This is a genomic window from Devosia insulae DS-56 (genome assembly GCF_000970465.2).
GTDB lineage: Bacteria > Pseudomonadota > Alphaproteobacteria > Rhizobiales > Devosiaceae > Devosia_A > Devosia_A insulae.
Map to the genome: position 1 here is coordinate 1 of NZ_LAJE02000354.1, position 22,616 is coordinate 22,616.

At 65.1% G+C, this 22,616-nt stretch carries 21 protein-coding genes; 13 read left to right on the top strand and 8 right to left on the bottom strand.

What is annotated here, in order from left to right; all coding sequences use genetic code 11:
* From VW23_RS29850 to VW23_RS23310, 5 genes are all read right to left on the bottom strand, one after another.
* The coding region (locus tag VW23_RS29850; protein ID WP_141728463.1) for a gluconate 2-dehydrogenase subunit 3 family protein at positions 1–136 on the bottom strand (136 nt) is incomplete at its 3' end.
* Positions 137–168: 32 nt separating this feature from the next.
* Positions 169–708 (bottom strand): hypoxanthine phosphoribosyltransferase, encoded by a 540-nt coding sequence (gene hpt, locus VW23_RS23295; protein ID WP_069911881.1) that lies wholly within the window; start codon positions 706–708, stop codon positions 169–171.
* 2 nt (positions 709–710) lie between these two features.
* Positions 711–1,586, bottom strand: coding sequence for an ABC transporter permease subunit (locus tag VW23_RS23300; RefSeq protein ID WP_141728464.1), 876 nt, complete (start codon positions 1,584–1,586; stop codon positions 711–713).
* The gene (locus VW23_RS23305) at positions 1,583–2,545 is read right to left on the bottom strand and encodes an acetylxylan esterase (RefSeq protein WP_069911882.1); all 963 of its coding nucleotides are present in this window, start codon (positions 2,543–2,545) and stop codon (positions 1,583–1,585) included. Before VW23_RS23305 ends, VW23_RS23300 begins: the two co-directional genes overlap by 4 nt.
* A gap of 61 nt (positions 2,546–2,606) precedes the next feature.
* On the bottom strand, positions 2,607–3,608 hold the full coding sequence (locus VW23_RS23310) for a LacI family DNA-binding transcriptional regulator (protein ID WP_244513716.1): 1,002 nt from the start codon (positions 3,606–3,608) through the stop codon (positions 2,607–2,609).
* A 266-nt stretch (positions 3,609–3,874) separates the two neighbouring features.
* On the opposite strand from VW23_RS23310, the gene VW23_RS23315 reads away from it, so the two are divergent.
* From VW23_RS23315 to VW23_RS23345, 7 genes are all read left to right on the top strand, one after another.
* Positions 3,875–6,217, top strand: a complete 2,343-nt coding sequence (locus tag VW23_RS23315; protein WP_069911896.1) for an alpha-L-rhamnosidase — start codon at positions 3,875–3,877, stop codon at positions 6,215–6,217.
* Between the two features lie 86 nt (positions 6,218–6,303).
* Positions 6,304–7,590: an ABC transporter substrate-binding protein gene (locus tag VW23_RS23320; RefSeq protein ID WP_069911897.1), complete on the top strand. Its 1,287-nt coding sequence runs from the start codon at positions 6,304–6,306 to the stop codon at positions 7,588–7,590.
* 105 nt (positions 7,591–7,695) lie between these two features.
* Positions 7,696–8,577: a carbohydrate ABC transporter permease gene (locus VW23_RS23325; protein WP_197421198.1), complete on the top strand. Its 882-nt coding sequence runs from the start codon at positions 7,696–7,698 to the stop codon at positions 8,575–8,577.
* The gene (locus tag VW23_RS23330) at positions 8,574–9,401 is read left to right on the top strand and encodes a carbohydrate ABC transporter permease (protein ID WP_069911884.1); all 828 of its coding nucleotides are present in this window, start codon (positions 8,574–8,576) and stop codon (positions 9,399–9,401) included. The genes VW23_RS23325 and VW23_RS23330 overlap by 4 nt, the downstream gene beginning before the upstream one ends.
* 129 nt (positions 9,402–9,530) lie before the next feature.
* Positions 9,531–10,946, top strand: a complete 1,416-nt coding sequence (locus VW23_RS23335) for an MFS transporter (RefSeq protein ID WP_069911885.1) — start codon at positions 9,531–9,533, stop codon at positions 10,944–10,946.
* A 158-nt stretch (positions 10,947–11,104) separates the two neighbouring features.
* Positions 11,105–11,425 carry a hypothetical protein gene (locus tag VW23_RS23340; protein WP_069911886.1) on the top strand — a complete coding sequence of 107 codons (321 nt, stop codon included), beginning with the start codon at positions 11,105–11,107 and terminating at the stop codon, positions 11,423–11,425.
* A 143-nt stretch (positions 11,426–11,568) separates the two neighbouring features.
* Entirely contained in the window at positions 11,569–12,159 is a 591-nt protein-coding gene (locus tag VW23_RS23345) for a hypothetical protein (RefSeq protein ID WP_141728465.1), read from the top strand.
* A gap of 289 nt (positions 12,160–12,448) precedes the next feature.
* Here VW23_RS23345 and VW23_RS23350 read toward each other — a convergent pair whose 3' ends face one another.
* A complete protein-coding gene (locus VW23_RS23350) occupies positions 12,449–13,795 on the bottom strand; it encodes a PQQ-dependent sugar dehydrogenase (protein ID WP_069911888.1) in 1,347 nt (448 codons plus the stop codon).
* Positions 13,796–13,941: 146 nt separating this feature from the next.
* Between VW23_RS23350 and VW23_RS23355 the strand changes: the two genes are divergently transcribed.
* From VW23_RS23355 to VW23_RS23370, 4 genes are all read left to right on the top strand, one after another.
* Positions 13,942–15,069 carry an NADH:flavin oxidoreductase/NADH oxidase gene (locus VW23_RS23355; protein ID WP_069911889.1) on the top strand — a complete coding sequence of 376 codons (1,128 nt, stop codon included), beginning with the start codon at positions 13,942–13,944 and terminating at the stop codon, positions 15,067–15,069.
* A 72-nt stretch (positions 15,070–15,141) separates the two neighbouring features.
* On the top strand, positions 15,142–16,278 hold the full coding sequence (locus VW23_RS23360; protein ID WP_069911890.1) for a helix-turn-helix transcriptional regulator: 1,137 nt from the start codon (positions 15,142–15,144) through the stop codon (positions 16,276–16,278).
* A 95-nt stretch (positions 16,279–16,373) separates the two neighbouring features.
* The gene (locus VW23_RS23365; RefSeq protein ID WP_069911891.1) at positions 16,374–16,679 is read left to right on the top strand and encodes a hypothetical protein; all 306 of its coding nucleotides are present in this window, start codon (positions 16,374–16,376) and stop codon (positions 16,677–16,679) included.
* A 164-nt stretch (positions 16,680–16,843) separates the two neighbouring features.
* Entirely contained in the window at positions 16,844–17,272 is a 429-nt protein-coding gene (locus tag VW23_RS23370; RefSeq protein ID WP_084646413.1) for a hypothetical protein, read from the top strand.
* A gap of 211 nt (positions 17,273–17,483) precedes the next feature.
* Here VW23_RS23370 and VW23_RS23375 read toward each other — a convergent pair whose 3' ends face one another.
* On the bottom strand, positions 17,484–18,692 hold the full coding sequence (locus VW23_RS23375; protein WP_069911892.1) for a multidrug effflux MFS transporter: 1,209 nt from the start codon (positions 18,690–18,692) through the stop codon (positions 17,484–17,486).
* Between the two features lie 225 nt (positions 18,693–18,917).
* On the opposite strand from VW23_RS23375, the gene VW23_RS23380 reads away from it, so the two are divergent.
* Together VW23_RS23380 and VW23_RS23385 are read left to right on the top strand one after the other, a co-directional pair.
* Entirely contained in the window at positions 18,918–19,592 is a 675-nt protein-coding gene (locus tag VW23_RS23380; protein WP_244513717.1) for a TetR/AcrR family transcriptional regulator, read from the top strand.
* 173 nt (positions 19,593–19,765) lie between these two features.
* The gene (locus tag VW23_RS23385) at positions 19,766–21,604 is read left to right on the top strand and encodes an ABC transporter ATP-binding protein (RefSeq protein WP_069911893.1); all 1,839 of its coding nucleotides are present in this window, start codon (positions 19,766–19,768) and stop codon (positions 21,602–21,604) included.
* A gap of 163 nt (positions 21,605–21,767) precedes the next feature.
* On the opposite strand, the gene VW23_RS23390 is transcribed toward VW23_RS23385, so the two are convergent.
* A complete protein-coding gene (locus tag VW23_RS23390) occupies positions 21,768–22,475 on the bottom strand; it encodes a DUF4166 domain-containing protein (RefSeq protein ID WP_069911894.1) in 708 nt (235 codons plus the stop codon).
* Positions 22,476–22,616 lie beyond the last annotated feature (141 nt).

The window sequence follows — 22,616 nt, forward strand, 5'->3', positions numbered from 1 at the left end:
CAATCGCGGCGCTCAGCTTGGGCTGGGTGGCAAGGATCCGGTCGAGGTAATCCAGCGCGCCAAAGGCGATGGCGCCGCCATCCCGGTCGGCCGGCATGATGCGGTCGACCACCGCGGCGAGCAGCGTGCGATCCATGTCCCCTCCTCCGCCGGTCCCCTCGGCCTTAGCTAGTCGGTGAACCGCACTGCACCGATGTGATCGAGGTTGCGGTTGCGCTGCGCGTAGTCGACGCCGTAGCCGACAACGAACTTGTCGGGGATCTCAAAACCGATCCAGCGCGCCTTGACGCTGGTCTCGCGCCGCGACGGCTTGTCGAGCAAGGCGCAGACTTCGATGCGCTTGGGGTGGCGGGTCGCGAGAATTTCCAGCACGTGCTTGAGCGTGTAGCCGGTGTCGACGATGTCCTCGACCACCAGCACGTCGCGGCCTTCGATCTCGCCGCGCAAGTCCTTGAGGATGCGCACTTCACGGCTCGACTCGGTGGAATTGCCGTAGCTCGAGACCTCGAGGAAATCGACTTCCACCGGCAGGTCGAGTTCGCGCACCAGGTCGGCGATGAAGATGAACGAGCCGCGCAGCAGCCCCACCACCACCAGCTTATCGGTGCCGGCGTAGTGGTTCGAGATCTCCTTGGCCAGCGCCTCCACCCGGGCCGCGATCGCCTTGGCCGAGATCATCTCGTCGATCACGTAGTTCCTGGTCGTCATGCCTACTTCAGTGCCCCTTGGGTGAGTCCGCGCACAAAATACTTGCCGCCGATCAGATACACCAGCAGCGGCGGCACGATCGCCATCATCACTGTCGCGGCCGAACCACCGGCCCGAACGCCCATGATCGCCACGGTGATCGGCTGCTGCGCGCCGGAGGTGAACACCATGCCATAGAGGTACTCGTTCCAGATCTGGGTGAACTGCCAGATCACTGTCACCGCGGCGATCGGTCCCGAGAGTGGCAGCATGACGCGGAGGAAAATGCGCCAGAACCCGGCGCCATCGACTTGTGCTGCTTTGACGATCTCGTTGGGCACGCTGGCGTAGAAGTTGCGGAAGAACAGGGTGGCGAAGGAGATGCCCATCACCGTGTGGATCAGCAGCAGGCCCAGCACATTGTTCTGCAGGCCCAGCTGCCCGATGATCCAGGCCCAGGGCAGGAGCGCGATCTGGCTGGGCAGGAAGATGCCGAGAAAGATCATTACGAAGATGAACTCGGAGCCCGGGAACTTCCACTTGCTCAGCACATAGCCGTTCAACGCCCCGATGACGGCGGTGGCGATGGTCGCCGGTACGGTGATGATCAGCGAGTTGAGGAAATTCGGCCCCAGCCCTCGGCACATGCCGCTGACGCAGGCGTCGTTCCAGGCCCGGATGTAGTTGTCGAACGAGAAGCTTTCCGGGATGGCGATGATGCCGTTGCGGAACACCTCTTCGCCATCACGGAACGAGTTGAAGAAGACCAGCAGCGCCGGCAGCGCGTAGACCAGCGCAAACAGCGACAGCACGGCGTAGATCAGCACGCGCGACAGGGCCCACCGGCGACGGGCGCTGGCCCCGTCTCGGTCGGCATAGGCCAGCGCCAGGGTGGTCACGGCAGGGTCTCGTCGAGCCAGGCGACCTGTCGCCGCTCCTGCCAGGTGCCGCCGCCTTCGTGGTTGTTGAAAGTGTAGCTTTCGATGCTCTTGGGACCGGCCCAGGCGTTGTAGGCGCCGTAGACGGTCGAGGGCGGGCAGACATCATCCATCAGCGCCACCGAGAACAAAGCCGCGGCGGTCGAGCGCGCCGAGAAATGTACGCCGTCGAAGTAGTTGATGGTGCTGTAGGCGGCCGCCGCCTTCTCGCGATGGGTGGCGAGGAAGCGGACGATCTCGCCATAGGGGTCGCGGCTGGTGAGGCCGACGGCGCGTGGGAAATCGCAGAGGAACGGCACGTCCGGCATCGCTGCCTTCACCCGTGCCTCAAGGCCGGCAACAGCGATCGAGATGCCGCCGCCCTGGCTGCCGCCGACCACGGCAAGCTTGGTCGGATCGGTCTCGGCACGGCCGAGCGCCGCCTCAACAGCGCGCACCCCGTCGGTGTAGACGCGGCGATAGTAATAATCCTTGGGGTCGTTGATGCCACGGGTCATGAAACCAGGGTGCGCCGGGAACGAACCGGCGGGGTCCGGGGTATCGCCACGTGACCACGAACTGCCCTGCCCGCGCGTATCCATCACCAGCACGGCCCGGCCGGTGGCCGGCCACAGCAAATGCTCCTGCGGCAGGCCGCGACCGCCGCCATAACCGATGAACTTCACCACCGTGCCGCGCGTCGCGACGCCGGCCGGCCGGATGTACCAGCCACGCACCTTGTCGCCGGCAAAGCCGGAGAAGGTGACGTCGGAGACGTCGAACAGTTTCAGCCCGGTGTCGACCGGCTCGAATACGGCCTCCAGTGGTTTGGCGCGCGACTGGCTGAGCGTCTCGGCCCAAAAACTGTCGAAATCGGCGGGAGCGATGGCGCTCGAGCGATAGCTGTCGAGCTGGGACTGCGGCAGGTCGAAAAAGGGCATGATCTCTATCTGGTTCGGTTGGCGCGCAATGTTTGACTGGAATGGTAGCCGATGAAAAGCACTACGAAGGGCGTGGGCGCGAACTGCCGCGCACCACCAGCCGCGGCGACACGACGAAATGGTCGCCCTGCTGCCTTCCGTCGATCCGCTCTATCAGCAACCGCGCGGCCTGCAGTCCCAGCACCTGGCCGGACTGGTCGACGCTGGTGAGGCTGTTCTGCGCCAGATCGCAATAGATGGTGTTGTCGTAGCCAACGATGGCGAGGTCGCCGGGCACCGACAGGCCGAGATCCTTGGCGACGCTCAAGGCATGCAACGCCACCATGTCGGTCCAGCAAAACAGCGCCTCGGGCCGGTGCCGGGATTCGAGCAGGTGCCGGACTGCCGTCTGCACCTCGCGCGCTGTCTGATCGGCCGGCACGATATTGATGTGCTGGGCCAGCCCGCGTTCCTTCATCGCCTCGCGATAGCCGCGCTCGCGCTGCACGGTAACCACGACGTTCTTGGTGGGGACGGCCAGCGTCACCATGGTGATGCGGCGATAGCCGTTGGTCGCGAGGTGACGCACCACCTGAGCCGCGCCGGCGACGTCGTCATTGTTGGCCGTGTCGAGCGTCGCCAGTTGCGGCACGTGATAGCCGACCACGGCCGTCGGGATGCGGGTCGACACCGCCTCCGCCGTTTCCGGCGGCATGCGCGGGCCGATCATGATCAGGCCATCCATCTGCCGATCGATCATCGAGTCGATCAGCGACATCTCGATGGTTTCGGCCGACCGGCTCACGCCGATCATCGTCTGGTACTGGGTGCGCTCGAGCGCCTCGTTCACCCCGGCAAGGATGTCGGCGAAGAACGGGTTGCGCATATCCGGCAGGAGGATGCCGAGCGTGTAGGTACGGCCGCGCATGGCGCGCGCGCCGGCATGCGGCCGGTAGTTCAGCTTCTCCATCGAGGCCTGGACGCGAGCGCGCAGCGCATCGCTCACGCCATAGGCGTCGCGCAAGACCTTGGAGACCGCGGCCACCGACACGCCGGCGTCGGCTGCAACCGTCTTGATGGTCACCCGATTGGTTTTGCTTGTTGGCGCCACAGTTCCCCCCGAACCGTCACCGTTCTAGCAACCCGCTTTCCACAACACAACGTGAGCGATTTTGGCGGTTCTTGAGGGCATTTGGCGGCCGATGCGCCAATTTGGCGGTTCTTGCGCGAATCCTGCTTGAACTGATCGTGTAGAACGGTATACGTAGAACGTCACACGTTGATCGGCAGCCAGCGGCGCCGGATGGACCGCAACAGGTCCCTTGGGAGGATGCAAAAGTGAACGAGACGATGCTCATCCGGGCAGGTGAAGCCGTATCCAGCCAAGGCGCCTGGGTCGCCGAAATGATCCACCCCAGCGTCGATCAGGGCGTCGGCACACAGTCGTCCTTCCTGCGCAAAACCTTCAACCTCTCCTCCCGCGGCGGGGCCGGGACGCTCAGGATCAGCGCTCTCGGCCTCTACCGGGCGTTCATCAACGGCAAGCGCGTCGGCGACGACCTGCTGACGCCGGGCTGGACCAGCTACTGGGATCGCCTCAGCTTCCAGACCTATGACGTCAGCGCCCTGCTCCAGGACGGCGACAACACCATCGACGTCTGGCTGGGCGACGGCTGGTACCGCTCACGGATGATGTGGCCGCGCAACCAGCTGTTCAACACCTGGGGCGACAAGATCGGCGCCATTGCCGAGCTGCGCGGCGCCAATGGCGAACTCATCGTCGGCACCGACGGTACCTGGCAGAGCGGCCTCGCGCCGGTGATGAAATCCGGCATCTATTATGGCGAGAACTATGACGCTCGCGCCGAGAATGCGCCGGTGAGCGGCGGCGCCAGCGTGCTCGGCGGGTTCGACAAATCAACACTGCTGCCGGCCGAAACCACCGGCGTGCACGAACTGCCGGCCCTGCCGGTGGTCAAGACTTTCGCCGATGCTCAGGGGCGCACGGTCTATGATTTCGGCCAGAACGCCGGTGGCTATGTCGCCTTCACCGTCGAAGGCGAGGCCGGCGCCAAGATTACCATCGAGCATGCTGAACTCACCAACCACCTCGGCGAGTTCGACCGTGAGAGCATGCGCTCGGCCGAAGCCCGCGTCGAATACGTGCTGAAGGGCGGCGCGCCGGAGAGCTATCGTCCGACCTTCAGCTTCTTTGGCTTCCGTTTCGCCCGCGTCGCCATCGAGGGCAAGGCGACGATTACCGACATCAAGATGATCCCGATCAGCTCGGCGGTCACCCGCACGGCGAACTTCAGCTCGGCCAATCCGCTGGTCAATCGGCTGGTCGAGAACACTGTCTGGTCGCAGCGCTCCAACTTCATCGAGGTGCCGACCGACTGCCCGCAGCGCGACGAGCGGCTGGGCTGGACCGGCGACGCGCAGGTTTTCGCCCCCACCGCCTGCTACCTGCACGAGAGCCACGGCATGCTGGTGAAGTATGTCCGCGATCTGATCGCCGACCAGCGGCCGGATGGCGCCATCCCGCATGTGGTGCCGGATCCGACGCGCAACCATGAGGACGTGATCCCGGGCTTTTACGGCTCGACCGGCTGGGGCGATGCGATCGCCGTCATCCCGTGGACGCTCTATAGCCACTATGGCGACCGCGCGATCCTCGAGGAAGCGCTGCCGGCGATGGTCAAGTGGAACGACTTCGTCTGGTCGATCAGCGATGGCCCGATCGTCCGTCCGCCGGCTGGCTGGGGCGAGCGCGGCTTCACCTTCGGCGACTGGCTGCAGCCGCAGGGCGATTTCGCCAAACCCTACCCGACGATCGGTGACGACGCCGCGGCGACGATCTACCTCTACATCTCCTCGCACCTTGCCGCGAAGACGGCCGAAGTGGTCGGTGACCTGGCCCAGGCGAAGCGCCTCAACGACCGCGCCGCCGAGGTGAAGAAAGCCTTCCAGCGCGAGTTCATGACCGCTGCCGGCCGCATCGGCTACAACGACCAGACCTCCTATGCGCTGGGCTTTCTGTGGGACCTGATCCCGCCCGAGCATTACGAAGCGGCCAAGGGCTACTTCAAGGAGACGGTGGCCCGCGCCCATGGCCGCATCGGCACCGGCTTCATCGGCACCCCGGCGCTGCTGCCGGCGCTGGTGAAAATCGGCGAGGCCGAGCTCGCCGGCTCGGTGTTCCTGCAGGAGGGCCTGCCCGGCTGGCTGTTCCAGGTAAAGATGGGCGCCACGACGATCTGGGAGCGCTGGAACGCCCTCAACGAGGACGGCGTGGCGTTCGACCCACAGATGAACAGCTACAACCACTATGCCTATGGCGCGGTGTGCCAGTGGCTGCTCGAAGGCGTGGCGGGCTTCCGCCCCGATCCGGCGCTGCCGGCCTTCAAGCACATTTTCTTCGAGCCGACCATCATTCCGGCGCTGTCGCCGGTCGCCGCCAACCATGACTCGGTCGCCGGCCGGATCGAGGCGGGCTGGAAGATCGATGGCGGCAAGGTGACCTACTCCATCACGGTGCCCGAGGGCGCGAGCGGCACGCTCGTCCTCGCCGCCGACTACACCGACGCCAATGTCGACGGCATTGCCGTCAGCGAGCGTGGCACGGACGGAAAAGCGCGCAGCCTGCTGGCGCCCGGAAAGCACAAGGTGACGTTCCGGATCAGCAAGCCCTGACGGCAGAGGAGCCGAAAGGACTGGAAGAACTGCAACCGGCCGCCGGAGGACCCATGGCGGCCACAAGGGAGGAACTATCAATGCTGATGCGCAATCTGACGCGTGCGGCGCTGGCCACCACCGGCATCGTCGTGATCATGGCGGGCGCCGCGAGCGCGCAGGACAAGGTCAAGGTGACCTTCCTGTTCGACAATGCCCCGTCGACGGTCGCAATGGCCGAGGCCCTGGCCGCCGCCTTCGAGGCCAAGAACCCCAATATCGACATCGAGACCGAGAGCCGCCCGGGCGGCGCCGATGGCGACAACCTGATCAAGACCCGCCTCGCCACCGGCGAGATGAGCGACGTCTTTCTCTACAATGCCGGCTCGCTGTTCCAGGCGATCAACCCGGTGCAGAACCTCGTCGACGTCACCGATGAGCCGTTCCAGGCCAACGTGATCGACAGCTTCAAGGCCACCGTCACCGGCACCGATGGCCGCGTCTATGGCGCGCCGATCGGCACCGCGATGGGCGGCGGCATGCTCTACAACATCCCGATCTACAAGGAGCTGGGCCTCTCCGTACCGAAGTCATGGGCGGAGTTCATGGCCAATAACGAAAAGATCAAGGCGGCCGGCAAGACCGCGGTGATCCAGACGTTCGGCGAGACCTGGACGTCCCAGCTGTTTGTCCTCGGCGATTTCTACAACGTGCAGGCGGTGGTTCCGACTTTCGCGGCCGACTACACCGCCGGCAAGGCCAAGTACGCCTCGACGCCCGCCGCGATGAAGGGTTTTGAGCGCCAGGAAGAGGTGTTCAAGGCCGGCTACCTCAACGAGGACTTCGCCGCTGCCACCTTCCCCGATGGCGTCACCAAGATCGCCACCGGTGAAGGCGCGCACTACCCGATGCTCTCGTTCGCCGTCTCCAACATCAAAGAACTGGCGCCCGAGCACATCAACGATGTCGGCTTCTTCGCCATTCCCGGCGACGATGCGGCCAGCAATGGCCTCACCACCTGGATGCCGGCCGGTCTCTATATCCCCAAGACCTCCAAGCACCCGGACGAGGCCAAAGCGTTCGTCGCCTTTGTCGCCTCGATCGAGGGCTGCGATGTCCAGACCCAGTCTGCCGGCGCGACCGGTCCCTACCTGGTGAAGGACTGCACCCTGCCTGCCGACGTGCCGCCGGTGGTCTCGGACCTCCTGCCCTACTTCCAGGAAGGTGGCCACAGCGCCCCTGCCCTCGAGTACCTGTCGCCGATCAAGGGCCCGGCACTCGAGCAGATCACCGTGGAAGTCGGTTCGGGCATCCGTTCGGCCGCTGACGGCGCCGCGCTCTACGACGAAGACGTCAAGAAGCAGGCCCAGCAGCTCGGCCTGCCCGGCTGGTAATCGATCCATCTGCATGTGAAGATCGGCGTCCGGCCCCTTGGGTCGGACGCCAAATCCGAAGGAGGGACGGGTATGGCAGTTGCGGTCGCTGAGGGCTCGGTGCCCATTGCAAACCCGCGCCGCAAGTCGCGCACGGCGGGGCTCTATCCGAGCTGGTTCTACCTTCCGGCGGCCATCATCTTCGCCGTACTGTTCATGCTGCCCACCTTCGCGTCGCTGTTCTTCAGCCTGACCCGGTGGACGCTGCAGAAGGCCGACTTTATCGGGCTCGAGAATTTCGCCCAGTTCTTTCGTGAGCCGTTCCTGTTCCAGGGCCTGGTCAACACGCTGATCTATGGCGTCGTCACCTCGGGGCTCAAGGTGGTGCTCGGCATGCTGCTGGCGCTGCTGCTCACCTCCGACATTTTCGGGCGCGGATACCTGCGCGCTGTGGTGTTCTTTCCCGTGCTGGTCTCGACCGTGGGCGTCGGCATCACCTTCACCGCGATGATGCACCCCACCCAAGGGCTCATCAACGAGACACTGGCGTCGATCGGTATCAAGGGGCCGGGCTGGCTCACCGATCCGCGCTTCGCGCTCTATTCGGTGGCGCTGGTCGACGTGTGGAAGGGCGTGGGGCTCGCCACTGTCATCTACATCGCCGGCATCGTCTCGATCCCGCTCGAATATTATGAGGCCGCCAAGATCGACGGCGCCACCCCGTGGCAGCGCTTCTGGACGGTGACCCTGCCGCTGGTCCATCCGGCGACGGCGACCGTCATCATTCTCAGCTTTATCGGCGGCCTGCGCTCCTTCGACATGATCTGGGCGATGACCAAGGGCGGCCCCGGCTTCACCTCCGACGTCATCGCCTCGGTGATCTACAAGCAGTATCAGGCCGGCTTCTATGGCCTCTCCACCGCCGGCAATGTCGTGCTGTTCATCATGGTCGCGCTGATCATCGTGCCGCTCTCCATGCTGCTCAATCGCCAGGAGACCGACCGGTGAGACACGCCCAGCGTTACATTCTCGGCGGCGTCGCGATAGCTGCGTCGATCGTGGTTTTCCTCGTGCCGTTCGCCTTCATCGTTCTCACGGCGGTCAAGGACCGGCGGCAGGCGGCGACCCGCTCGTTCGACTGGCCGACCAGCTGGCACTTCTGGGATAACCTGATGGAGGTGCTCAGGACGCAGGACTACATGCTGGTCACCGCGTTCATCAATTCGATCATCCTCACCGTGGTGAGCGTGACGCTGCTGGTGGTGCTCGGCGCCATGGTCGGTTTCGTCTTGCAGCGCCGACCGTCGCGCTGGACGGCGATCGTCAATTTTCTGGTGCTGGCCGGGCTGATCATCCCGCCGGCGGTGGTGCCGACCATCTGGGTGCTGCAGTCGATCGGCATGTTCAAGACCATGCACGGCATGATCCTGATCGAGGTGGCCTACGGGCTGAGCTTCACGATCCTGCTCTTCCGCGCCTTCGTTGCGACCATCCCGCGCGAGCTCGACGAGGCGGCGATCATCGACGGCGCCGGACCGTTGCGGCTGTTCTTCCAGGTGGTGCTGCCGCTGCTCAAACCCGTGGTGGTGACGGTGATCGTGGTGCAGTCGGTCGCCATCTTCAACGATTTCACCAACCCGCTCTACTACCTGCCGGGCAAGCAGAACGTCACGGTGCAGCTGACGCTGTTCAACTTCCAGGGGCAGTTCAACACCTCGCTGCACCTGCTCTTCATGAACATCCTGCTGATCACCATCCCGCCACTGATCGTCTACCTGTTCTTCAACCGTCAGATCGTGGCGGGGATGACGGCGGGCGCGGTGAAGGGTTAGCCCCTGAGGGCCCCGCATGAGGTGCGCCGGCGACACGCCGGCGCAAAATCCTCCGCCTCATCCTATTCGCCGATAGGCGCGGCCGGCGAATGATGTATTGGTACCATACTAGTCATTTGCATCCTCGCCATGTCCACACCGCTCAGCCCACACGCCCGTAACGTCGCCCTCGTGGTCGCCGCCACGCTGTTCATGCAGTTTCTGGACGGGGTGATCATCGTCACCGCCCTGCCCCGCATGGCACAGGATTTCAACGTCGGGACGCTCGAGATGAGCCTCGGCGTCACCATTTACATGCTGGCGGTGGCGGTCTGCATTCCTGCTGCCGCCTGGCTTTCCGACCGCTTCGGGGCGCGGCGGGTCTTCGTCGTGGCGATTGCGCTGTTCACGCTCACCTCGATCGCCTGCGGCATGGCAGCGGATCTCGGCCAGTTCGCCATTGCCCGCGCGCTGCAGGGCGCCAGCAGCTCGGTGCTGTTCCCGGTCGGGCGCATCATCGTGCTGAGGACCGCGCAGAAGTCGGAGATCGTCTCGGCCATCGGGCTCACCATCTGGCCGGCTTTGTTCGCTCCGGTGCTCGGCCCGGCGCTGGGCGGCTTCATCACCGAGTACATTTCCTGGCACTGGAACTTCTGGATCAACATCCCGCTCGGCATCATCGGCATCGCGCTGGTGCTGGCGATCGTGCCCAAGGATACCGAGTTCGCCGAGCGACCGTTCGACGGCATCGGCTTCATCCTGACCGGGATCACGCTCGGGTGCCTGCTCTACGGCTTTGACGCGCTGGTGCAGGGTGGGCTGCCGGTGTGGCTGTCGGTGCTGCTGATCGCCATCGGCCTTGCAGTGGGCACGGGTGCGGTGTTCTGGCTGCTGCGCGCCGATCATCCGCTGATCGATCTGCGCACCCTCGGTATCCGCACCTTCGCCGCCACCGATGCCAAGGCCGGCGCGATCCTCAGGACCGCGATCAACGCCACGCCGTTCCTGCTGCCGCTGATGTTCCAGGTCGCCTATGGCATGGACGCGCTGAGCGCCGGTGGGCTGGTGGTGATCTACTTCTTCGGCAATCTCGCCATCAAGGCGGTGACCACTCCGACGCTGCGCCGCTTCGGCTTCCGCAGCATCCTGACGGTCAACGGCGTGCTGGCCGGTGTCTCGGTCGCGGCCTGCGGCTTCGTCAGCCCAGAGACCCCTTACCTCCTGACGGCGGCCGTGCTGTTCATCGCCGGCGCCACCCGCTCCATGCAGTTCACCGCGCTGGCGACGTTGGCCTTTGCCGATGTGGACGCCAAGCAGCGCAGCTCCGCCACGACCATTTCGAGCATGTCGCAGCAGCTCTCGATGGTGTTCGGCGTCGCCATCGCGGCCGGCTGCCTCAACCTCAGCCAGATGTCGCGCGGCGCGCCGACGCTCGGGGTCATCGATTTCCAGATCGCCTATCTGGTGATGGGCCTGATCATCATCGTCTGCGCCCTGCAGCTGCTGACGCTCGAGCGAAACGCCGGCGCCGAAGTATCGGGCCACCAGCGGCCGCAGGCCGCCTGACTTTCGCACGGTTCTCGTTACAACCCAAAGCAGACTGATTGACTGGCTTCGTCGCTCTGCTAGCAATTGTCTCCGGGGAGGCGATGCGGCACGTCCTCTCGTCATTGGGGGATGTGATGAATTCAGTATTTCGCCTGGCCGCGTCGGCGGCTTGTCTTATGTTGCTCGCAGGCTGCAGCGGCGACGCCTGGATCACCGGAGGCGAGCTGATCCGCCCGGGCGAGCCGACTGGTACGATCACCGTGGTCAACGGCACCACTAGGGTGATCGATGTGATCCTCATTTCCGAGTGCGGCGCCTCGACCTACGGGCTCGATCGCCTGCCCGAAACCGTCGCGCTTGGCTCCGGCCAGAGCTACAACTTCACCGTTTCGGCTGGCTGCTGGGACGTCGATGCCGGCTCGGTTGGCTATGGCGAGGCCCGCCAACGCCTCAGTGTCGCCGCAAATGGGATTACCCAGTACACCGTCACCGACTAGAATTTTCAAGCAACGACAACAGGTTGCAGTCGTCTTCGCAGCGCGGTTAACTATTCATTAAACTCGCAGTCGCTCCGCCCACATTGGGACACTTGGCGTTAGTGAAATACTAACCTTGAGAAAGTCCTACTGGAGGAGCTTCAGTGAAAAGCCTACTTAGCCTTGCAGCAGCAGCATTGCTGCTGGCGATAACTCTTGCGCCGTCGCAGGCGGCCCAGCGGTTCGGTGCCTTCGTGGTGTTCGAGAGCCCCGACTACATCCTGATGGATGGCAATATCACCGGCAGCGCGACCAGCGATTTCCGCAAGGCGCGCGCGGCCCGGCCCAATGCCAAGGTGCTGGCGCTGCGCAGCGCCGGCGGCTATGTCGACGATGCGTTGAAGCTGGCGGGCGCGGTCCGCAGCAGCGGCATCAGCACCGCCATCCCGGGCAACTTCTACTGCTACTCGGCCTGCGCCTACCTGTTCTTCGCCGGCCGGGAGCACATCGTCACCGGCAAGCTCGGCGTGCACCGGGTCGGCGAAGTCGACGGCAGCGGCTCGGCCGATGCCGACGCCTACTACAAGATGGTCAAGGGCGACATCCAGCGCTTCGTGCCCAAGAACGTCATGCGCTATCTCGAGTCCACACCGGCCTCGTCGATGCACGTGTTCTCCCGCAAGGAGATCACCGCGCTGAACATCAACCGCGGTTCGTCCAACTCGCTGGCCGCCAAGTTCGCCAGCACGCAGTGATCCTCGCGCGGAGGGATCCCCTCCGCCAGCATCTCCTTGCCGATCCTGTCGACTTCCAGCTCGGCCGGAGTCGGGAAGGCTGCGGCGATCGCTACCAGATCGTCTGCCGCGGCGGCGGAACCGGCGCTCAGTGCCAGAACGATGATCTGGCAGAGCATGTAGGCTTTGCCTGTCATGGGACCAGTGTCCCCAGGTCGCCTTAAGCCCGGCTTAGCCCGACCGGTCCAATACCCAACAAATAGCCGGGGCGCCTGTGCGTTATCGCACGAGCGCCCCGGCAGTTATCAGCCTACTCGGCCTTGCTGACCCGCCAGATGGTGCCGCTGCCATCCTCGGAGACGAACAGCGCGCCATCGGGCGCCACTGCCACGCCAACCGGGCGGCCCCAGACATTGGTGGCATCGATGACGAAGCCGGTCATGAAGTCCTCGTATTCGCCGGTCGGCTTGCCGCTCGCGTCGAAGTCGAGCTTCACCACTTTGTAGCCGGTGCGAGTGTCGCGGTTCCACGAGCCGTGCAAGGCAACGAACGCATCGCCCTTGTAGTCCGGGCCCCAGGCATCGCTGTCGTAGAAGGCGATGTTGAGCGGCGCCGAGTGTGCCTGGAACAGCACGTCCGGCACGGTCACCTGCCCCTTGAGGTCGTCGCGCGGCGTATCCTTCCAGCGCGGATCGGGGTTGTCGCCGATGTAGAACCAGGGCCAGCCGTAGAACGCCCCGTCCTTGACCGATGTGGCGTAGTCAAAGGGCACGTTGTCGCCGAGCTCGTCGCGCTCGTTGACCACGCACCAGAGGTCGCCGGTCGCCGGCTGCACCGTCATGCCGGCGCAGTTCCTGAGCCCGGTGCCGAAATAGCGTTCGTTCTTGCCGTCCGGGTCGAAGGCCAGCACGTCGGCCCGCCGCTCTTCACCACCCCAGGCGACGCCGAGCGGGTGATCCTTGATCCAGGCATCGAGATCGCCGTCGGGCTTGGGCTGCATGGTGATATCGAGACCGACATTGGAGCCGGAGCCGACCGAGTAGAACATGGTCTTGCCATCGGGCGAGAACGCCACGTCGCGGGTCCAGTGATGCTCGGCCGGGATGCCTTGCAGGATGGGCTCGCCACCTGCCTCGGCCTTGAGGTCGCCGGCCTTGTACGGGAAGCGCTTCATGCCGTCGCTCTCGGCGATGTAGACCCATTGCGGATTGTCTGCGGGGTAAAAGGCGATGCCGTAAGGCTGGTTGAGCTGGTCGGCGAACACACTCGGCTTGATGTCCTTCATGCCGCCCGCTTCGTCGAGATCGAAAACCAGTACCTCGCCATCCTCGGAATTGGCGACGAAGAGATCACCATTGGGAGCAAAACGCAGTACGCGCGGATTGGTGATACCGGACGCCACCATCTCCACCTTGAAGCCATCGGGCACCTTGGGGACGGCGCCATCCGGCATCGGCACCGAGCCCGGAGCATTGGACGCCGACTCCGTGACATTGGGTGCATCGAGGTCACTCGCCTCGATCAGGCGTTTGACGCCGGGGGCGTCCTTCTGGAAGTCGCCAAAGGCATCCTTGCCGGTCAGCACGGCGCCATCCTGCGCCAGCGCGGGCGACAGCAACGCCAACGCCGACAGAACGGCAATAACTGCAGTTCTCATGATAAAAACTCCGTCGGCCCTCGCCGTCCGAACGAGGGCATCGGCGCATCGTTCCGCTAACACGCGATGGTGATCATCGGCACTTGCCGATGGAGCGGCAGGTGTGCAACATCGCGGCCCTTCCCTCCTCTGCAGCAAGACCACCAATGTCCCAGCTTTTCTCGCCGTTCACAGTGCGTGGACTGACCATGCGCAATCGCACGGTCATTGCGCCAATGTGCCAATATTCGGCCCAGCACGGCCTCGCCAATGACTGGCACTTCGTGCATCTCGGCCGCTTCGCGCTCGGCGGCTTCGGCCTCGTTATCCTCGAGGCAACCGGCGTGACGCCCGAGGCGCGCATCTCGTACGGCGACCTGGGGCTGTGGAACGACGAGCAGATCGCCCCGCTCAAGCACATCGTCGGGTTTCTGAAGGCCGAGGGCGCCGCAACCGGCATCCAGCTCGGCCATGCCGGCCGTAAGGCGGCGACGCCGATCGCCTGGCGCCACGGCTTCGACGAGACCGAGGCCGACAAGCGTGACTATGCCTATGAGACTTGGGTACCCGAAGCTCCCAGCGCCGAGCGCCATTCCGACAATCCCAACTTCCAGACGCCGGTGGCGCTCGACAAGGCCGGCATCCAGCGCGTCGTGCAGAGCTTCGCCGACGCGGCCCGCCGGGCGGACCAGGCCGGTTTCGATACGGTCGAGATCCACGGCGCACATGGCTACCTGATCAGCCAGTTCCTCTCGCCGCTCGCCAACCACCGCGGCGACGAGTATGGCGGCAGCCGCGAGAACCGGATGCGCTTCCCGCTCGAAGTGACGGAGGCCGTTCGCGCTGTCTGGCCCGAGGACAAACCGCTGATCGTGCGGCTGTCGGTGACGGATGGCAGCCCCGGTGGCTGGGGCATCGACGACTCGATCGTCCTGTCGCGCGAGTTGCAGGCGCTGGGCGTCGACATGATCCACTGCTCGTCAGGCGGCTTTGACGGCTATTCGCTGAAGGCGGCGCCGCTCTACCAGGTGGAACTGTCCAAGGCGATCCGCGCGGCGGGCGTACCAACGATCGCCGTCGGCCTCATCGACGACGCCAATGATGCCGAGCGCATCCTTGCCGAGGGCGAGGCGGATCTCGTGGCCTTTGCGCGCACCGCGCTCGAAGACCCCAATTGGCCGGTGCATGCGCGCCACACCCTGGAAGGCGGCGGCGACGCCTATCAGCTGTGGCCCAAGCAGGCCCGCAGCCGCATCCGCGACCGCGATCGCGCACTGGGTATTCGTCAGTCATAATACGACTCTTGCCAAACGCTCCCGACCCGACCTAAGGTCGCTGCGCCGGGGGCGGCCAGGCGGAATAGCATAGTGAACGAGTCTGAGGCCCTCTCCGGGCTGGTCGGCCAGATCTACGACGCAGCCATCGATCCGGGCTTCTGGCCCGATGCCTTGCGGGAAACAGCGCGATTTGTCGGCGGCTGTTCCGCCGCGATCTACAGCAAGGACCCCACCAGTCGTTCGGGCGGCGTGCTCTATGACGATGGCGGCCTGTCGCCGGCTTATCAAAGGCTGTATTTCGAGCGCTACGTGCAGCTCGATCCCGCCACCACGCGGCACTTCTTCACCGAGATCGGCGAACTCGTCTCCACCGTCGACATCATGCCGCATGCCGAGTTCCAGCAGTCGCGTTTCTATCGCGAGTGGGTGCAGCCGCAGCACTTGGTGGATTTCGTCAGCACCGTGCTCGACCGCTCCGGCACCTCGGCTTCGATGTTCGGGGTGTTTCGTCATGAACGTGACGGTGTCGTAGACGAGGCGACGCGTCATCGCATGCACCTGGTGGTGCCGCATGTTCGACGGGCGGCGCTGATCGGCCGGGCGCTGGAGCAGCATTCGGCGCGCGCCGAGGTACTGGCGAGTTCGCTCGACAGTATCCGTGCCGGCATGTTCCTCATCGGCGCCACCGGCGCACTGGTCCATGCCAATGCCGCCGGCCACGGCCTGCTCGCCCCGGGCGGGCCGCTGCGTGTCGCGTCCGGCCGGCTGGTCACCGCCGATGCCGCACTGGAACAGTGCCTGCGCGACGCCGCCTCGTTCGACGATGGAGGTGAGGCGCTGCTCGGCGAGCGCGGCATTGCCCTGCCCATCACCGGCCATGGAGGCGAGGCACTGGTTGCGCATGTGCTGCCATTGAGCTCGGGTTTCCGCCGCCAGGTCCGCACCAACTATTCCGCCGTTGCCGCGCTGTTCGTGCAGCGCGCCGAACTGCATATCGAGACCGCCCCCGAGGCGCTGATCCGCGCCTACGGCCTGACCCCGGCTGAGCTCAGGGTACTGCTCGCCATCGTCGAGATCGGCGGCGCGCCGGAAGTCGCCGAAGCGCTGGGGATCAGCGAGACGACGGTGAAGTTCCACCTGCGGCGGCTCTACGACAAGACCGGCAGCCGCCGCCACGCCGACCTGGTGAAGCTGCTCGCCGGCTTTACCAGCCTCGCCAGCACATGACGGCCTATCCGATCGGAGGGCGAAGGCGCCGCGGGGATCGGCAATATCGGCGGCACGGGGGGCTCCTCACAGGGAGCCGAGTTATGACGAGATCAATGATCCTGCTGTCGGTGGTGTGCCTCTGCCTCATGCCAGGCTTCGCCTCGGCGGCGACGCGGGTCACTGAGACGCAGGTCCGCAACATCTGCGGCAAGGACCTGCAGTCCGGCGGTGGCGCGATCGGTTGCTCGAAGAAGTGCGGCAACACCGTCTGCGACTACGGCTGCTACAAGGACAAGTGCAATGTGATCGTGTTCAGGGCCGCACCGCTCGGCGGAACGCATGTGCCGATGGAGCGCGGATCCCTGCTTTCAGGCTCTGGCGAGTCAGCTTCCCCGCCACCGCCGCCAAGCATCGAGTAGCAGCCCCACCCGCGTTGCTGCTTCGATACGGCCGGTGAGCCCCACGCTCATCGGCCGTTCATTTTGTCCCGCTAATGATCCGATTTCCGTCGCAATCGCCGTGCCTCCTTGCACGCTGATCGCGCCGCACCCATCTTCGGATCACCACGGGAGAATGACGCCGAATGACCAGCAAAGCCGCCCTCTTCGCCTTGCTCGCCATGTGGGGCGTCGGCTCCACCAGTTGCCTTCCGGCTTTCGCCGAGGATACCCCCACCGAAACCGCCACCGACGCCAAGACCAGCAAGGCTGGTCTCGTCGATCGGGTCTGGACCAAGGCCGATGGCGACCTGCCCGGCGTGATGAAGATCTTCCTCTCCGATGGCACGCTGGTACAGGATTCCTGCTGGGAAACGCACCGCCTCTCGGCCTGGGAACTGACCTCGGACAGCGCGCTCAAGTGGAACGAGGACGGCATGGACATCAACGCCGACATCGTCTCCTTGACCGACGCCGAGCTGGTGCTGAGCCTCAAGCTCGGCAGTGACGCGGTCGAGGAGAAGTATGTGACGGCGACGGTGCCGTATGTTTGCCCGGATATGCCGAAGGGCTGAACTGACTGATAGAGACGGCCCCCTCCCATCCTCCCCCATAAAGGGGGAGGTGCCGGGCTGGTGCGTTTGGCACCATCCAGCCACAGCCTCGGATCTTCACCTCCCCCTTTATGGGGGAGGCCGGGAGGGGGCCGTCCGCTTCAGTCGTCTCCCCCAAAAGAAAAGGCGCGGAAGTTTCCTCCCGCGCCCACCATCCTGCATGGGATAGCCGTTATTCCGCCGGTGCGCCGACCACCGGGGTGACCGTGGTGCGGATCGTCACCTGGGTCAGGATGAAGGCGAGGATGGCGCAGATGGCGAAGCCGAGCACCATCGGGATGGCGGTGCCGTCGTGGAAGGCCCCGACGATCCCCATCACCACGGCGCCGAGCACCATCTGCAGCGTCCCCATCAAGGCCGATGCGGTGCCGGCGAACTCGCCATGCTCTTCCATGGCCAGGACGCCGGTGGTCGGCAACACCAGGCCGAGGAAGCCGAAGGCGACGAACATCAGGCCCGAGAGCACCCACATGTTGTCGATACCGGCGATGAAGATGCCGGCCAGCAGCGCCATCGAGAGGGCGAAGCCGGTCACCGCGGTGCGCACCACGCGCTGCAGGCCGAAGCGCTTCACCAGGATGCCGGTGGACTGCGACACCGCGAAGAACGAGACCGCATTGACCGAGAAGGCGAGGCTGTATTCGGTCGGCGTCAGGCCGTAGTGCTCGATGAACACGAAGCTTGAGTTACCGATGAAGGCCATGAAGGCCGACATGCCGAAGGCGCCGATGAAGGTCAGCCCGAGGAAGTTCCAATCCTTCAGCAGCATGCCGTAGCCGCGGATGGCGCTGCCGATGGTCGATTCGGTGCGCAGGTGCTTAGGACGCGTCTCCTTGAGGGCAACGACCGAAAGGATCAGGCCGAACACGCCGACGGCGCCCATCACCCAGAACAGCAGCCGCCAATCGCCGAAAGCGATGACCACGCTGCCCGCCAGCGGGGCGAGAATCGGGGAGATCGAGAACACCAGCATGATCAGGCTGAACAGCTGAGCTGCCTCGGCGCCGGTATATTCGTCGCGTACGATGGCGCGCGGCAGCGACATCGCCGCGCAACCACCAATGCCCTGGACGAAACGCGAGACGATCAGCCACTCGACCGATGGCGCCACGGCGCAACCGATGGAGCCGGCGATGAAGACCAGCGTGCCGATATAGAGCGGCGGCTTACGGCCGATCATGTCGCTGATCGGGCCATAGATCAGCTGCCCCAGAGCGAAAGCCGCCATGAAGGACATCAGGCTGAGCTGCACCGAGGCATCGGTGACGCCCAGTTGCCCGCCGATTTCCGGCAGAGCCGGCAGATACATGTCGATGGCGACGGGGCCGATCACCGACAACAGGCCAAGCACGATGGCCATACGGATGAGTTTTGCGTTCATAGCAGTAAATCCCAACACTGCTTGTGTGACTGAGAGCGAGCAGGCGATCCGGCAACGAGCGTCGGACAGAGTTTGGCCGCGCGCGGATCACCCCCGCGCGTCGTTTGCCTCCCTCGCCGGTGTACCCGGTTCAGCTGCCGCTTGAATGACACCTGAGTCCACAAAATTGGACACTAGTGTCAAAGTGACTTTTGGACACTCTTGTCCAATTCGTCAAGTGCTATTATGATCCTCGCCATGGAGATCAGCCACGACGTCGTTCGCAGCCCTGCCATGCAGCGGGGCAACTACAACAAGCGATGCGCCATCATCAGCGCCGCCACGGCAGTGTTCGTGCGCGACGGTTATGTCGGCGCCAGTATCGACGCCATCGCCGAAGAGGCCAACGTCTCGCGGCAGACGATCTACAACCAGATCGGCGACAAGGAGAAACTGTTCGTCGAGGTGGTGCGTGGAATCAACGAGCATGGCAGCGCCCGGCTGGTGGCCGTTCTCGCGACCTTCCCTGACGAGCCCGAAAACATCGGACGCGAACTGGTCGAGTTTGCGATCCGGCTGACCCGCGATTGCCTGTGCGACGACAACTCGCGCGCCCTGCGCAAGCTGATCGAGAACGAGGGCAGCCGCTATCCCGAGCTGTTCGAGACCTGGAAAGACTATGGTCCGGGCAAGAACTGGCCAGCTATCTCGTCGCGATTCGCCCGCCTGGCCCGCGCCGGCGACATCGATCTCGACGACCCTGACCTCGCCGCGCGGCAGTTCATGGCGCTGATCCGGGCCGACCTGCCGAATGAACCAGGCCAACTGGTAAACGACACGGAACTTGAGCAGGCCGCCCGCAATGGGGTTCGCACGTTCCTCCGCGCCTATGGCAAGCGCGACGCCGCCCTGGCGCTGTAGCCCCCTGTAGCCCGTCGGCCACACTCCCCATCCTGATCGCACGTGCCCCGATTGCCGAGGCCGAGAGGTCGGCCTATTGTCCGCCTCCCAAACCGCTGCCCCCAGGGAGATCAGAATGAAAGCGACGCTGTCCCACCAGAAAGGAGCCTATTTCAGCAAGGACACCACGCTTCATGCCTTCTCACTCCCCGCGCGCGAGGAAAAACCCGCAGCGCCCTAACCGCTTTCGCAGCCTCTTCGCCAGCTCGACCGATCCCGCTGCTCGGCAGCGCAATCGGTCGCGAGCGCGGAAGTTCGTTTCCTACTATCGGCCGCATCTGCCGCTGCTGGTGGCCGATCTCTGCTGCGCCATCCTCGTCGCAGCCACTGCCATCGCCCTGCCGCTCAGCGTCAACTTTGTGACGACACGCCTGCTCGCCCTGCCCGAAGCGCCCGAGGCGTTCTGGCAGATCCTCTTGTTCGGCGCGGTGATGCTGGCCATCCTCGCGGTCGAAGTGGCCGCGACGTTCTTCGTCGACTACCAGGGCCACGTCATGGGCGCCCGCATCGAGGCCGCGGTGCGCCAGGAATTGTTCGAGCACTGCCAGAAACTCTCGTTCGGTTTCTACGACCGGCAGCGCACCGGCCAACTGATGAGCCGCATCAGCAATGACACGCTGTGGCTGGGCGAACTGTTCCATCACGGCCCGGAAGATCTCGCCATCGCCGTGTTCAAGTTCGGCGGCGCCATGCTGGTGCTGTTCTTCATCGATCCGGTGCTGGCCGCCCTGATTCTCGCCCTCACGCCGTTTGCCGTCGCCTATGCGCTGCACTTCAACCGGCGGATGAACCGGGCGCTGGAGCGGAGCAAGCAGCAGATCGCGGCGGTGAACGAGCGGGTCGAGGATGCGCTGGCCGGGATCCGGGTGGTGCAGTCCTTCACCAATGAGGGGCTGGAGACCGACCGCTTCGCCGAGCAGAACCGGCGCTTCGTCACGAGCCGCGCCGACGGTTATCGCTCGGAAGCCTGGTTTTCGGTGGGCACCGAGAGTTTTGCCCAGTTGGTCACCATCATGGTGGTGGTAGTCGGGGCGCTGCGGATCCTGTCGGGTGAATTGACCGTCGCCGAGATGCTGACGTTCCTCCTCTGCGTCGCGGTGCTGGTCGATCCGGTCAAACGGCTCGCCAACTTCGCTCGGCTGTTGCAGGAGGGCTATACCGGGTTCGTCCGCGCCATGGAGATCCTTGAGGTCGAGCCCGATATCGCCGACCGCCCTGGCGCGTCGCCGATGCCGGTGCCGCGCGGGGCGATCCGCTTCGACGACGTCACCTTCCGCTACGAGTCGAGCGGCCCACAGGTGCTGAGGAAGCTGTCGCTCGACATCGCTCCGGGTGAGTTCGTGGCGCTGGTCGGCCCGTCAGGGGTGGGCAAGAGCACGCTCTGTGCGCTGATCCCACGCTTCTACGATGTCGATGCCGGCGCCATCCGGATCGACGGGCGTGATATCCGCGATGTGCATCTGGCCTCGCTCCGCCGACACGTCGCGGTGGTGCAGCAGGACGTCTACCTGTTCGCCGGCTCGGTGGCCGAAAACCTCCGCTACGGCCGGCCCGACGCCAGCGACGCCGAGATCGAGGCTGCCGCCCGGGCGGCCAATGCCCATGAGTTCATCATGGCACTGCCCAATGGCTACGACACCGATGTCGGGCAGCGCGGCGTAAAACTCTCGGGCGGGCAGAAGCAGCGGCTCACCATTGCCCGCGCCTTCCTCAAGGATCCGGCCATCCTGATCTTCGACGAAGCAACCAGCGCGCTCGACAACGAGAGCGAGCGGGCGGTGCAGCAGGCGCTGCTCACCCTCGCCAAGGGGCGGACCACCATCGTCATCGCGCACCGGCTCTCGACGGTACGCCATGCCGACCGCATCCTGGTGCTCACCCGCGATGGGGTCGCCGAGGAAGGGACGCACGAGGAACTGGTGGCGCGGGATGGGGTCTATGCCGGGCTGCACAGCGTGCAGGCGAGTATTTAGGGTGCTCGAACGCAGGCAGACGGCCCCCTCCCATCCTCCCCGATAAAGGGGGAGGTGCCCCGTCGGTTCACTTGGCACGATCGAAGACAGAGCCTCGACTCTTCACCTCCCCCTTTATGGGGGACGCCGGGAGGGGGCCGTCTGCTTCAGTCGGGCACCAAGCCTACAGCACCAGATACCCCCGATACGCCACCAGCCTTCCGAACAGCGGCAGGCCGATTTCGACTTCGAAGCGGTGGCGGCCGCCTTCGTCGACGCGCTCCTCGGCAGTGATGCGGGGCAGCAGCATGCCGGGGAGCGGCAGGTTCCAGAGCCGGCCGGAGACGCGCTGCATGTCGAGCCCGTCGCCGCGCGGCACGAGGCGCATGCGGATGGCGACGGCCCCGAACCGCTCCTCAAGCAGCCCGTCGGGCGCCGCACTCATCACCGAGCGCATGGGCCGGTCGGCGAAGAAGCGCGTCCAATGCTCCCGGCCCTCGCGGCTCTCGATCACCACCCGCACCGGCAGCCGGCCCTCATCGAGCGGCAGGCCAAGGCGGCTGGCGAGGAAGCGGGCGACCGGGTTGGTGGCCGGCGCCACCACCGCCTCGCCCTCGGCGATCACTGCCGGACGGCCACGATGCAGGCGCCGCGTTACCTCGGGCAGACGGTCGAACCCCTCGCCCATCACCCGGCGGTAGAGCGGTTTTTCGCCGCGGAACGCCACCTGCTTGGTCTCGATGGCGCGGCCTTCGAGCCAGGTCTTGATCTGCTCGACGCTGACGCCGCACGCCGCCGAGCGGGCGCGACGGGGCGGCCGGCGGCGGAGGGTCAGCGGCGCGATGGTCGCCGCTGCCGGCAGCACCGAGCGCCCTGGCTTCCGCCCCCACATTGCTCGGCCGCCAGTTTGCGGCGTGGATGTACGGAGCGGGGATCAGGACGCCGGCGCAGTCGATGAAGTGCTGCAGTGGATCGACACTCTGTGGTGTCACCGTCTGCGAGCTGGCCGACGGCGCGAGCAGCAGAAAGCGCA